Below are 13,397 nucleotides of genomic sequence, written 5' to 3'. Positions count from 1 at the left end.
GCCTATTTTCAAACGTCCTGAAATGTTCAATCGTACTTAAAATTTACGCGAGCGTTTCAATGTCTAGTTTAATTCAACCCGAAATTTTCTTTTCTACCCTCACTCCTGCAGAAGACCGCATTCAACAAGCATTAGAAGATATCCGCCAAGGCAAACCTGTTCTTGTGATGGATGATTTCGACCGTGAAAATGAAGCAGATTTAATTGTTGCGGCAGAAACTTTAACTGTAGAAACCATGGCACGCATGATTCGTGATGGCTCAGGTATTGTTTGCCTGTGTTTAACCGATGAATTGGCAGATCATTTAGAACTTCCACCCATGGTTAGCGATAACTCAAGCCAATTCAAAACAGCCTTCACCATTACCATTGAAGCTGCCGAAGGTGTTACCACAGGCGTATCTGCAAAAGATCGCACAACTACCGTAAAAGCTGCAATTAAAGATGGCGCTATTGCTACAGACTTGAATCGTCCGGGTCATGTATTCCCCTTACGTGCACGTAAAGGCGGTGTATTAACCCGTCGTGGTCATACTGAAGGTACTATTGACCTTGCTCGCTTAGCGGGTTTAAAACCATCGGGAATTTTATGTGAACTTACTAATCCAGATGGAACAATGGCATCAGGTATTCAAGTATTGGCTTATGCACAAACACACCACTTAACCGTGATTACCATTGAAGAAATTGTGCAATATCGTTTAAAGCACAACATCTAAATTTTAAAATCCCAATCTTAATCTAGATTGGGATTTTTTTTATCTTGGCTATGCCATAAACCCAAGCCATATAAAGGCCAAGCTTGCTTACTTCGAAAATTATTAACGCAATACGCAATCACCACCAATAAGATTGAACCAAGTAATACAGGAAAAATCAGAAACTCCCAACCATAATGAACCGATTGAGCTGTCAATAAAATAACCAAAGGATTCGCACCAGCGGGTGGATGAACACAGCGAAAATATTGCATTAAGCAAATTGAAAAACCCACAGCAATTGCAGTACTAAAAACATTCGCACCTAAAATTTTTAATGCTAATAAACCAATGGTTGCCGAAATGAGATGTCCAAAAATAATATTTCGCGGTTGCGCCAATGGAGATTGAGATACAGCATAAAGTAAAACACAACTTGCACCAAAGGGTGCCATAATCCAAATATGACCCGACCAATGACTCAGTAGCATTAAAATACCAATACTTAAACTTGCCCCAACCAAGCTTCTTAACAAATCGCCTAGTCTTGGTTTTACTGCTAATTTTTCTTTCCCCTCAAATAAAACTCTCATCCCCACCCTCATTGCATTCATCATATCTGTGCGATAGAATCAAAATAGTACAGATCTGTACTTATTGTAAATAGCATGATAGTGAATATGTCGAAATCTGCCGATAAAATTTTAAAAACTGCTGAAAATTTATTTAATAAGCATAGTTTTGTTGCTGTTGGCGTCGATTTAATTCGTGATGAATCGGGTTGTTCTAAAACTACGATGTATACCTATTTTAAAAATAAACAACATTTGGTTTATGAAGTTCTCAAAAAACGAGATCAGCGGTTTCGATCATCTTTAGTTGAAGCAACTGCAAATAAAAATGGAATGGATGCTTTAGATGCAATTTACGATTGGCATATACAATGGTTTCAAAGCGATTATTTTAAAGGATGTTTATTCGTACGAGCCGTGGGTGAATCATCACCTGCTGAAAATGAAATTCACCAACTTTCTCAAAATCATAAAATATGGCTATATGATTTTATTTATGCAAAAGCGAAAAAATTGGAACAAGCCAAAGAAATCACCGAACTTTTTTACACCCAAATTGAAGGTTTAATGAGCCGTTTTATGGTCGAAAAATTTAATAAAGATGTTGCGATGAAACAAAAGAAGATGATATTTCAGCTGATTAATTTTCTTCAAATAAATACTGAACAAATACCGTAAATAGCAACAATCACCAAAATAAATCCACACAATGCCAATAAGTGCGGATAGATCTGTGACTTCGATAAACGATTAAATCCCAAATACACAAATGAAAGAGTTAGAAAATCTAAGCAAATCCATGAAAGAGTCAAAATAATTAAGCTTAGATTTAAATCTAAAGTAATACCTACAAACTGCGGGAAAAATGAAGCAAAGAAAATAATATCTTTAGGGTTTGAAATACCTATTAAAAATCCTTGTTTAAACCCACCTTGAGAAGATTCCAAACGAATTTCATTTTCTTGTGTTTGTCTCCCAGTAATTTCCCGAATAATCTGCACACCCAAGTATGCAATATATAAACAACCTGCAATTTTTATAGCATTAAACAAAAACTCATTTACATCTAACAAGCCTTTTAAAATGAATATAGAGAGTGCTATTAAAATTAAAGAAGCTAAATTTGTTCCAAATATGGTTTGTAAAGCCCGTTTATAACCACCTTTTAAGCCTGCACTTGCAACCAACAACATCACTGGCCCAGGTGTTGCAATCATGACCACAACAGCAAAACAATACAAAAAATACTCAGCCCAATTCACCGCAACTTCCCTTTTTACTTTTCTATATTACAAATAAAAAAGAGAACTTAATTGCTCTCTTCCACATCTTTTAGCAAACTTAAACTCATGACATCTGCTCTTAAAAATGCCATTTCAAAACTGGCTGTCGCCAAAGCCAAAACTCGTCTTTCAAATTCTTGCCAAATCTTTTTCACTTGATGTGATTGAATACCTAAACCACTATCATCTGCAAAGTTTTTATTTTTTTCACAAATTTTTAAAGCGTGATAAAGCTTACGCCCTTTAGATGCATCTTCACGTAAACGCACACGTTTAGACAGTACAAATTGTTCAGCCAATTCAATATTTGCCAAAGGCAACATAGGTACTAAAATTTGATCTAACTGTAAATCTAAACGACGCCACACTGCCGTTTGTTGATCGATTGAATATGTATTCCACTTAATTACTTCATGATTAAAGCGACGGCAACCACGACATACTGAGTCACCAAATACAGTAGAACAACGCCCTGCACAAGGTGTTAATGATGCGATTCGACGATCAGTACTCAAAACTCACTCCAATACAAATATGATAATGATTGAATCAATCTGATTATGCATCATACCTGTTGAATGCAGATTTAAAAACCATAAATACGAATGGGTTTTCTCGCCAATTCCAAGTTTTCGGGTTAGAATACGCCCCTTATTTTTCATCCTACATATATTCGGAGTACTCCATGAACGCTACTGTAGAACAGCTTGCACCTGTAGAACAGCAAGCGACCACTGATTGGGTTGTTGCAGCACTTTATCAATTCAAAGAAGTTCAAGATCCAGCCGATCTTCAACAACGACTTTTAGACTTGGTAAAAACAATCAATCTTTGCGGTACTCTTATTGTTGCAGGCGAAGGTATTAACGGCACTGTTGCTGGTGATCGTCAATCTATTGATACCATTCATCAATTTCTTTTGAATGAAGGTTTTACTACAATGGAATACAAAGAGTCTCACAGCTCTGATAAACCATTCCGTAAAATGAAAATTAAACTTAAACAAGAAATTGTGACTTTAGGTGTTGAAGTTAAACCACGTGACTTAGTTGGTCACTACTTAGACCCTAAAGAATGGAATGAGTTAATTGCTCGTGATGATGTAATTCTTATCGACACGCGTAATGACTACGAATATAAAGCAGGTACATTTAAAGGTGCCGTAGATCCAAAAACTGAAACATTCCGCGAATTTCCTGAGTACGTAAAACAAAACCTTGAGCAGCACAAAGACAAGAAAATTGCGATGTTCTGCACTGGCGGTATCCGCTGTGAGAAATCAACATCTTTGCTTCTTCAAGAAGGTTTTAACGAGGTTTATCACCTTAAGGGCGGCGTTTTAAAATACTTAGAAGAAACCCCTGCTGAAGAAAGCTTATGGGAAGGTGAATGCTTCGTGTTTGATGGTCGTACCGCCGTTACTCACGGTATGGAAGAAGGTGCAAACATTAAGTGTCATGCTTGCGGATGGCCTCTTCTTCCTGAAGAAGTTGAACTTCCTAGCTACGAGCATGGTGTTTCATGCAAACACTGTATCGAGAAAACATCAGAAAAACAAAAAGAAGGCTTCCGTATGCGCCAATCGCAAATTACAGCTGCAAAACGCAAACGTCTTTAATATTTAATCAAAAAAAGGGTCATAATTTTGACCCTTTTTTTACAACTTAACAATTCACGTACAAAGACAAATGTTTCTACTTTAAATTTCCCCTCAGATGTAAGTCACGTATCACTCTATTTTTTTCTCTTAATATTCAGCAAGCTAACCTAAAAACAACAAATTATACTTTTAGATAACAAATATGTGCTGCAATGCCACAAATCTCCAATATTTTCGTTCCTATAGTTTGTTAATTTGGCTTTAACGTACATTTATTAATCAATCGAATCTCTTAGAAAAATTAAAATAGGTGCTAAACATGTCAAATTTAATTAAAGATACATCCACCAATATCACGCATGTAAATTACGCGTATTCAGATTTTCATCTAGAAGAAAAATATATTGAACTAAAAAATATTCTTGAACAAAAATCACATGCTTTTATTGTGTTTTTAGGTGCTTTAATTGGTGGAGTGTTCTCTTTATTTGTTGCTTACCATGTAGATATATACTTTTTAAATTATATTTTTTTCACTATTTTACCCATTGGATTTGCATATCTTTTACGAAAAATTTACATCAATACCATCATCAAAATTGAATAGCTTATGTAAAAAAGATTCCCGTAAAATTAAGCCCTTCATTAGATTATGCAATAAACCAAATGCATTATTTCTTTCATAAAATAACTTAGCTATCTTTGAATAGCCGTTTCCACACTCCTAAAAAAATGAATTTTCATCCATTTATTATGAAATAATTATACCTTCAGCAGAGTACTCAACTGCATAAAATAAGCTCTTATTCACAAAGGTAATAATCGTAAATTTTCACAAATCACGATCTATATAACCAATAACACCTCATTAGATTTATTAAAAATTTAAGCGACATACGATTTATAAATTTTCCTATTGATATATAAAAACTCTATTCATCAAATATTTAAGATGGAAGATATTTCATCATTGAGATCATCAGTAATATTCTTGTCTAAATATGATATCGTCACTATCAGCATGAATCTTGCTTTTGAAAAAATTGATCGGCTTTATTTTTATTCGGGGAATTTATGTCACGCTATTTAAAACACTTTGCTGCCGTATATAGTATTGCTTTGGTGCTTGTAATCACAGTATTGATTTTTGGTCTAAAGTTAGGTGGAATTACCCTTCTTCCTGCACTTATCGCATCAGCATTTATAAGTGCGGGACATTTTGTGAAAAAACAACAGCGCCTTCCTTTCCCCGAAGAAAAAATACAACTTATTTGGGGCTCAAGTGCAGTAGCGCTTATTATTGGAAGCATTTTCATTTTCTTTTTAATATTAATGAATCCAAATGCTGAACAAATTATTAAATCGGCAGACAACGCAGGCTTAGTGCTTTCAGCAGTCGTGATGCTATGTCTGGTTGCCATACACGGTGCTATTTTTTATATTGCTTATGGTTGGTATGCAAGGTTTAGTTATAAAAAAATCAATCACTAATGATTAAAAAAAGCACCTAGATAGGTGCTTTTTTTAACGTCAATAAATTAACTTGGCGTGTGATACATAAGATACAATTCATTCAAATTGTCTGGAATTTCTTCCGCAATCTCATCCATCAATTGACCATTGCGACGGAAAGATTCCATTTGTGGATCTTCTTCATCTACACCACTGAAAACCATCATTGGCAATGTTAAGTCAATCAATTGATCTTCAAACTCAGGTGTAAACCATGCATCCTCATTCAAAAACATTGCATCAACAAATCCTACACTCCAGTCACCAAGACTAGACTCAGTATCTGCTTCTTCAATTTCAAACGGAAAAGTAATTCCTTCCTCGTTCGCCAAATTTTGACGAAGTGATTCCAACCAAGCTTTTACTTGTGCAATAATTTCGGCTGGTACTTTTTTCTGATTATTATCAAAAAGCTCATCCAACCACTTACTAAATTGGGGACCAACTGCAACTGCACATAAAAAACCATGAGTTGCTGCGAAGTCTAGACCATGTTCGTTTTGGTCACCATCTAGATATTCACTCAACTGGTCTAAATCTAAAGCACTCATTTCAAATCCAAACTTAGATATTCAAGACTTATAGCATAGCATTTTACATTTACTTTACTGTAGATTTTAGTCATCTAAATCGTCATCATCGTCGAAGTCATAATCAAAATCTTTTAATTCGCGCTCTAAGCGACGTTGTGCAAGTAGCTCATCAATCAAACGACGTTTTTCCAATGACTCTTTCGCACTAATTTTACTCGATGCTTCATCAAAATTAACGTCATCATCTCCACTGAAGCTATCATCTAGTTCAAAATCTGTTGAAGACACTTAAACTACCTCTGAATAAAAAAGTGAATGGGTCTAGGCGCTATTTATCGTCCTTTACAAATCTTGTCAAGTTTTTTTTGTTTTTTTGTATTTTTATTACTATTTTCTACTTGTAATTATTCCTCAAATTTGTGTATTTATTAACAAGTTAGTTTGATATTATTGTTATGGTAAAATTAAAAAAATATTTTAGCGGTAAAAGGAGTGAAGACTTGAATAAATTCAGTCTAGCCCCATATCTATTTACAATTGTTAATTCAGACACATTAATAAATTTTGGTTTGATTGATCAATTCAGAACCTATTTAAAGCAAATTGTGCTATCATGCACGGTTTTTCCCTGCCACAGATTCAATGAAGAGTAAGCAAAGATGAGCGATATGACTTCCCCTACTTCTCAAGTAGCGGCTCTGATTAGCCGAGGCAAAGAGCAAGGTTACTTAACTTATGCCGAGGTTAACGATCATCTACCCGACTCAATCACAGAGAGCGAACAGATTGAAGACATTATTCAAATGCTTCAAGACGTTGGTATTCCTGTGCATGAGCGTGCGCCTGAATCTGATGATACGATGTTCGAAGGCAACAATGAAGCAACAGATGAAGTTGCTGAAGAAGAAGCCGCAGCCGTACTAGCCTCTGTAGAAAATGAGCCTGGTCGCACAACTGACCCTGTTCGCATGTATATGCGCGAAATGGGTACAGTAGAGCTTTTGACACGTGAAGGCGAAATCAGTATTGCTAAACGTATTGAAGAAGGCATTCGAGATGTTCTTCATTCAATTGCTTACTGGCCAAACGCTGTAGAAGTTGTACTTCAAGAATACAAAGATTACGAAACAGGCGAACGTCGCCTTGCAGATATTCTTTCTGGTTACTTAGACCCTGAAAGCGACGAAGAAATTCCTGAAGTTATAGAAGAAGCTGAAATTGAAGTAGAAGATGATTCAGCAACTAAATCAGCGAAAAACGTTAAGCTAGATGATGAAGAGGAAGAAGAAGAATCTGATAGCGATGATGAATCTGAAGGTGAATCTGGCCCAGATCCTGAAATTGCAAAAGCACGTTTCACAGAATTAGCAAATGCTTGGCAAACAACACAAGCTGTAATTGCTAAACATGGTCGTAATAGCACTGAAGGTGCTGCTGCCCTTGAAGCGCTTGCTAGCGTGTTTATGATGTTCAAATTTACACCTCGTTTATTTGAAATCATTTCAGAGATGATTCGTGGCACACATGAGCAAATTCGCGTATCTGAACGTGAAACTATGCGTTATGCAGTTCGTCGTGGTCGTATGGATCGCAACCAATTCCGTACATCTTTCCCAGGTCAAGAATCAAACTTTGCTTGGTTAGATGAACAAATTGAAAAAACACCTGTTGAATTACGTGGTTATTTAGAAAAAGTTCGTCCTGATGTATTGGCGTTCCAACAAAAAATTGCTGATCTTGAAAAAGACTTAAATCTAACAGTTAAAGAGATTAAAGAAATTTCTAAGCGTATGACTGTTGGTGAAGCGAAAGCTCGTCGTGCTAAGAAAGAGATGGTTGAAGCAAACTTACGTCTGGTAATTTCGATTGCGAAAAAATATACCAACCGCGGTCTTCAATTCCTCGATTTAATTCAAGAAGGTAACATCGGCTTAATGAAAGCCGTAGACAAGTTTGAATACCGTCGTGGTTACAAATTCTCGACTTATGCAACTTGGTGGATTCGTCAAGCAATTACACGCTCTATTGCCGACCAAGCACGTACCATTCGTATTCCAGTACACATGATCGAAACCATCAACAAGATCAACCGTGTATCTCGTCAACTACTTCAAGAAATGGGTCGTGAACCTACTCCTGAGGAATTAGGCGAACGTTTAGAAATGGACGAAGTTAAAGTTCGTAAAGTACTTAAAATTGCAAAAGAACCTATTTCAATGGAAACGCCAATTGGTGATGATGAAGATTCGCATCTTGGTGACTTCATTGAAGATGGCAACATCACATCTCCAATTGATGCTGCCACTTCTGAAGGACTTAAAGAAGCAACACGTGAAGTTTTAGAAAACTTAACTGAACGTGAAGCAAAAGTCTTAAAAATGCGTTTTGGTATCGATATGCCAACGGATCATACTTTGGAAGAAGTAGGTAAACAGTTTGATGTAACACGTGAGCGTATTCGTCAAATTGAAGCAAAAGCTTTACGTAAATTACGTCATCCTTCTCGTTCTGAACATCTTCGTTCATTCTTAGAAAATGACTAATTCTTGATTACATAATGGAGACTTGAAAATTAATTGCTCGTCTCCATTAAGTATTTAAGAGATCAACACAACGCCTGCACTCTTGCAGGCGTTTGATATAAAGGGGGACTACAATGTTAGACCGTACACCATCTCGTGAACTTCAAGAACATCTTTGGGTTTTCCCAATGGACTACCCTATCAAACTCATTGGTTTGGCAGGTGATGAATTGCGTGTTGCTGTTGTCGATATTTTGGTGAAACACTTCCCTGACTTCGATGGTAAAAATCTTGATACTCAACCATCACGTACAGGAAAATATCATTCTTTGACTGCACAATTACGCTTTGAAGAGTTAGAACAAGTACATAAGCTTTATGCAGATTTAGCTGCATGCCCGCTCATTAAAACCGCACTATAATTTTAAAACACGCTTTCGAGCGTGTTTTTTTATACATATTAGATAACGAACAACTCCCGCTGATCTTTTGAATTTACTATAATAAAATGTATTTAAAATATTTAAGGACGCATCAACATTGAATGCTGTTTCAAAGCCAAATCTTGTGATTCGTCAATACAATGATTTAACCAATTACGAAGCGCGTTTTCATGAAATGAAAAGCTTAACGGAAAACCGTGATGAATCTACCCCTGATGAATTGTGGATTTTGCAACATCATGATGTTCTTACTCAAGGTCAAGCAGGTAAACCTGAACATATTTTAATTCCATCAAACATTCCCGTTGTGCAAACAGACCGTGGCGGACAAGTAACTTGGCATGGCCCTGGTCAAATGGTGATTTACTTTATGTTTGACTTAAATCGTTTGGGTTGGAATGTTCGAACATTAGTGTCTTATGCTGAAAACCTAATGATTGATCTAGCTAAAAAATATGGCATAACAGCATATGCCAAACCCGATGCACCTGGCGTTTATGTGAATGAGCGAAAAATTGGTTCTTTAGGCTTTAAAATTCGTAAAGGTCGCAGTTATCACGGTTTAGCAATGAACATTGATTGTGATTTAATGGGTTTTCACACCATCAACCCTTGTGGTTACGCAGGACTCGAAATGGTTCGCATGATGGATTTAATGCAAGATTACCCAAAATTCACAAAGTTAAGTACAGATGTAATTGAAACTTTCCAAAACAGCGGTTACTTTAATGACGTGAAAGTCATTCAATATTGATTGAATAGCTTTGCATTACAGATTAAAATAAATTAGAGTATTTACTCTAAATAAATAATTATTGTTAGATGGGATGCAAGTGTGATTTCAACAAAATCCGTAAAGCCCGCTTTTCAACAAGCCTACGTTAAACTCATGATGGATGTGATTGGACGTGGCTTGGTCATGGCAAGTCAAGTTGATGCAGAAGTTAAACAAGAAGTTGCAAAATTTCCTGCAAACTTTGTACTTTCAATGAATGTATTTCCAAATGGTCCTGCATTTATTGCTAAAGTCACTGAAAATCATCAACTTGTATTACTATCATCAAGTGAAACCAAGCCAGATTTAACAATCACGTTTAAGCACTTAAGTCATGCTTATCTTGTATTTTCATTTCAAGAAAGTACAGCACAAGCTTTTGCCAATGACCGAATGATTGCAGATGGCGATTTATCTTATGCCATTCGATTAGTTCGCTGCTTAAATAAAATGGAATCTCTGATTTTACCTAAATTACTTGCTGAACTCGCAGTTAAAGAATATCCAACAAATTTAACTTTAAAAGACAAATTGGTGGGAGCTGCCAATATTTACTTAAAAGTTGCACAATCATATTTTAAACGGAGTGCTTAATCATGACCAAATCCTACTATGAATTTTTCTGCCCTGTAAAAGTCATTGCTGGTCATGCTGCACTTGAGCACATCCCTTTTGAGCTTTCAACATTAGGCTCAAAACGCCCAATGATTATTACCGATAAAGGCGTTCGCAGTAACAAGCTACTCTCACCCATTGAAGCAGCTTTTGAATCTACAAGTACAGAAATTGGTTATATTTTTGATGATGTACCACCAGATTCAAGCCTCGAAACAGTGCGTAAAGCTGCACAGTTTTATCGCGAAAATAATTGCGATTCTATTATTGCTGTCGGTGGCGGCTCAGTAATTGATACATCTAAGGCAACCAATATTTTGGTTTCTGAAGGTGGTGATGATTTACTAAAATATTCAGGCGCACACAATCTACCAAAACCGCTCAAACCTTTTTTTGTTGTACCGACAACATCTGGAACAGGTTCAGAAGTGACCATGGTGGCAGTTGTATCTGACCCTGAAAAAAATGTGAAACTTGCATTTGCATCATACTATTTAATGCCACATGCAGCCATTTTAGACCCTCGTATGACGCAAACGCTACCACCTCATTTAACAGCTATGACAGCGATGGATGCGATGACACATGCAATTGAAGCCTATACTTGCATGGCAGCCAACCCTATTTCTGATGCGTATGCGACTGCTGCAATTAAAAAAATCAGCAAAAATTTATTTAATGTTTTAGATAATCCTTCTGATGCTGAAGGACGACTTGAGCTTGCACAAGCTTCAACAATGGCAGGCATTGCATTCTCAAACTCAATGGTAGGTCTCGTACATTCACTTGGGCATGCTTTAGGTGCTGTTGCACATTTACCTCATGGCTTATGTATGAACTTATTCTTGCCTTATGTGCTGGAATACAATAAAGATGTGAATGGCGATAAAATTGCAGATCTACTCCTGCCTCTTTCTGGTGCAGATGTTTATGCGCAAACACCAGCACATTTACGTGCAGAAAAAACCATTTCAAGTATTTCAGCAATTCGCGACAGACTTTATGCTTTAACAAAATTACCGCGTAATTTACGTGAAACAGCTAAAGTTTCTGAAGCACAATTAGATGAAGTGGCCGAAAAAGCATTAAATGATGGTTCAATCATTTACAACCCGAAAGAAGCAAATTTAGAAGAGCTTAAATCTATTCTAAAAAAGGCTTGGTAATTTAGTAAAAATAAGACAATATAGCGAAAAATAAGCCTGATGCTTTTTTAAACATCAGGCTTTTCACTGTGTTATCAAATTATTAATTTTTCTGAAAGAACTTGGCAGAAAAATTGCTAAAAAAAATCAGAAAGTTACTAGTAAACGCCATCAATTTAGAGTAGATTGGCGCACTTTGTTTCAAATGTAGGGGGGATCGTTCGTCTCAAACGATCCTTATAAACATGACTGATCCTTGATCAACGATTAAGAGGATAACGCCGTTGACAAATATCTCTGGGACTCAATCGACAGCTAAACTACAAAAGACCCTTGGTCTTTGGCACATCATCATTATTGGTTTGGCATATATCCAACCAATGACATTGTTTGATACGTTTGGTTTAGTATCTGAAGAAAGTCACTACCACGTGCCGACTTCATATGTTGTTGCCTTGATTGCTATTCTATTTACCTCGATTAGTTACGGTCATATGATTCGCCGTTACCCATCATCAGGTTCGGCATATACCTATGCACAAAAATCAATTCACCCGAACGTAGGCTTCATGGTGGGTTGGTCTTCTTGGTTAGATTACCTGCTCTCTCCAATGGTCAATATTATCCTTGCGGTAATTTACCTTGAAGCATTATTCCCAGATGTAAATCATTGGGTATGGGTAATTGTATTAACAGCATTCATGACAGGTATTAACCTTCGTGGTGCTAAATTTGTAGCAAACTTTAATAGCTTGATCGTCTTGATTCAACTTATTATTATTGCTGCATTTACTTATCTTATATTCACAAAACTACAAGCTGGTTTCAATGCTGACGGCCCAATTACAGCCGAAACACGTTACCAACTTTGGAGTTTAGACCCATTTTGGAATCAGCTCACGGCTGTTGGCCCGCTGATTACAGGTGCAACATTACTGTGCTTCTCCTTCACAGGTTTTGACTCATTAAGTTCACTTGCTGAAGAAACAAAAGACACTGAGAAAACTTTGCCTAAAGCGATTTTCTTAACTGCACTCATTGCAGGTGTCATTTTTATTATCAGCACATACTTTATGCAGCTTTACTTCCAAAATGACCCAAGTACATATTTCAAAAATATTGCTGAAACTCAACCAGAAATTTTATTATTGGTGGGTGGATCATTATTCCAAGCTTATGTTCTGGCATTTGCAATTGTAACTGTTATGGCATCAGGTATTTCTGCACACGCAGGCGTATCACGTTTGATGTATGTAATGGGCCGTGATGGTGTAATTAATAAAAAGATTTTTGGTCATATTAGCCCAAAAAGCTTTACGCCTTCATACAATATTATGATTGTTGGTGCTGTTGCATTAACTGCTGGCTTTATGGATCTAGACATTGTTATTTCAATGATTAGTTTCGGTGCTTTAACTGCGTTTACATTCGTGAATTTATCTGTAATTTCACGTTATGCATTACGTGATGGGCGCACAAAGACTGCTAAAGATATCTTCAGTTTCGTTATTATTCCTCTTTTAGGTTTCATCAGTATTTTCGCGATGTGGCTAGAAATTGAAGAGACCGCACTGAAATACGGCTTATGGTGGGCGATGTTCGGGATTATGTACCTTGGTTATAAAACTAAAGGTTTCAAACATCCTGCTCCTCAACATAACGAATTTGAATAATCTGTTTCAAATTATTCTAAAAATAA

Annotated in this window: 16 protein-coding genes; 11 read left to right on the top strand and 5 right to left on the bottom strand. The window is 36.5% G+C overall.

All coding sequences use genetic code 11. From position 1 onward, the window contains the following. The first annotated feature begins 59 nt into the window (after positions 1-59). Positions 60-719: a 3,4-dihydroxy-2-butanone-4-phosphate synthase gene (ribB, locus tag GTK57_RS09435; protein WP_163123048.1), complete on the top strand. Its 660-nt coding sequence runs from the start codon at positions 60-62 to the stop codon at positions 717-719. A gap of 17 nt (positions 720-736) precedes the next feature. On the opposite strand, the gene GTK57_RS09430 is transcribed toward ribB, so the two are convergent. Then, complete coding sequence (locus tag GTK57_RS09430) at positions 737-1,291, bottom strand: HPP family protein (protein ID WP_163123045.1); 555 nt, start codon at positions 1,289-1,291, stop codon at positions 737-739. Between the two features lie 87 nt (positions 1,292-1,378). On the opposite strand from GTK57_RS09430, the gene GTK57_RS09425 reads away from it, so the two are divergent. Next, entirely contained in the window at positions 1,379-1,948 is a 570-nt protein-coding gene (locus GTK57_RS09425) for a TetR/AcrR family transcriptional regulator (protein ID WP_163123042.1), read from the top strand. Here the strand turns inward: GTK57_RS09425 and GTK57_RS09420 are convergent. After that, on the bottom strand, positions 1,921-2,532 hold the full coding sequence (locus GTK57_RS09420) for a LysE family translocator (RefSeq protein ID WP_163123039.1): 612 nt from the start codon (positions 2,530-2,532) through the stop codon (positions 1,921-1,923). The genes GTK57_RS09425 and GTK57_RS09420 overlap by 28 nt on opposite strands. Positions 2,533-2,579: 47 nt before the next feature. Beyond that, positions 2,580-3,068, bottom strand: coding sequence for a DUF1289 domain-containing protein (locus GTK57_RS09415; protein ID WP_152875448.1), 489 nt, complete (start codon positions 3,066-3,068; stop codon positions 2,580-2,582). A 170-nt stretch (positions 3,069-3,238) separates the two neighbouring features. Here GTK57_RS09415 and trhO point away from each other — a divergent pair, with 170 nt between their 5' ends. The 3 genes from trhO to GTK57_RS09400 all read left to right on the top strand — a co-directional run bounded on the left by trhO (position 3,239) and on the right by GTK57_RS09400 (position 5,644). Next, complete coding sequence (trhO, locus tag GTK57_RS09410; RefSeq protein ID WP_152875446.1) at positions 3,239-4,171, top strand: oxygen-dependent tRNA uridine(34) hydroxylase TrhO; 933 nt, start codon at positions 3,239-3,241, stop codon at positions 4,169-4,171. Positions 4,172-4,472: 301 nt separating this feature from the next. Beyond that, the gene (locus tag GTK57_RS09405; RefSeq protein ID WP_163123024.1) at positions 4,473-4,760 is read left to right on the top strand and encodes an FUSC family protein; all 288 of its coding nucleotides are present in this window, start codon (positions 4,473-4,475) and stop codon (positions 4,758-4,760) included. A 467-nt stretch (positions 4,761-5,227) separates the two neighbouring features. Beyond that, positions 5,228-5,644, top strand: a complete 417-nt coding sequence (locus tag GTK57_RS09400) for an ABZJ_00895 family protein (RefSeq protein WP_163123021.1) — start codon at positions 5,228-5,230, stop codon at positions 5,642-5,644. Positions 5,645-5,691: 47 nt separating this feature from the next. Here GTK57_RS09400 and GTK57_RS09395 read toward each other — a convergent pair whose 3' ends face one another. Further along, positions 5,692-6,216: a YecA/YgfB family protein gene (locus GTK57_RS09395; RefSeq protein WP_152874412.1), complete on the bottom strand. Its 525-nt coding sequence runs from the start codon at positions 6,214-6,216 to the stop codon at positions 5,692-5,694. A gap of 66 nt (positions 6,217-6,282) precedes the next feature. Beyond that, positions 6,283-6,486 carry a PA3496 family putative envelope integrity protein gene (locus tag GTK57_RS09390; protein ID WP_163123018.1) on the bottom strand — a complete coding sequence of 68 codons (204 nt, stop codon included), beginning with the start codon at positions 6,484-6,486 and terminating at the stop codon, positions 6,283-6,285. A gap of 371 nt (positions 6,487-6,857) precedes the next feature. Between GTK57_RS09390 and rpoD the strand changes: the two genes are divergently transcribed. The 6 genes from rpoD (at position 6,858) to GTK57_RS09360 (ending at position 13,371) form a co-directional block, all read left to right on the top strand. Continuing rightward, on the top strand, positions 6,858-8,741 hold the full coding sequence (gene rpoD, locus GTK57_RS09385) for an RNA polymerase sigma factor RpoD (protein WP_152874413.1): 1,884 nt from the start codon (positions 6,858-6,860) through the stop codon (positions 8,739-8,741). Positions 8,742-8,854: 113 nt separating this feature from the next. Beyond that, a complete protein-coding gene (locus GTK57_RS09380; RefSeq protein ID WP_152874414.1) occupies positions 8,855-9,142 on the top strand; it encodes a YbeD family protein in 288 nt (95 codons plus the stop codon). Positions 9,143-9,260: 118 nt separating this feature from the next. Then, entirely contained in the window at positions 9,261-9,917 is a 657-nt protein-coding gene (lipB, locus tag GTK57_RS09375; protein WP_152874415.1) for a lipoyl(octanoyl) transferase LipB, read from the top strand. A gap of 81 nt (positions 9,918-9,998) precedes the next feature. Continuing rightward, complete coding sequence (locus GTK57_RS09370) at positions 9,999-10,532, top strand: SCP2 sterol-binding domain-containing protein (RefSeq protein ID WP_163123016.1); 534 nt, start codon at positions 9,999-10,001, stop codon at positions 10,530-10,532. 2 nt (positions 10,533-10,534) lie between these two features. After that, positions 10,535-11,719, top strand: coding sequence for an iron-containing alcohol dehydrogenase (locus GTK57_RS09365; RefSeq protein ID WP_152874416.1), 1,185 nt, complete (start codon positions 10,535-10,537; stop codon positions 11,717-11,719). A 263-nt stretch (positions 11,720-11,982) separates the two neighbouring features. Further along, entirely contained in the window at positions 11,983-13,371 is a 1,389-nt protein-coding gene (locus tag GTK57_RS09360; RefSeq protein WP_163123013.1) for an APC family permease, read from the top strand. The last annotated feature ends 26 nt before the right edge of the window (positions 13,372-13,397 follow it).

The sequence above is a fragment of the Acinetobacter portensis genome, assembly GCF_010646905.1.
GTDB lineage: Bacteria > Pseudomonadota > Gammaproteobacteria > Pseudomonadales > Moraxellaceae > Acinetobacter > Acinetobacter portensis.
Note: the sequence above shows the minus strand (reverse complement) of the source record. Positions and strands in the feature narration are given on the sequence as shown.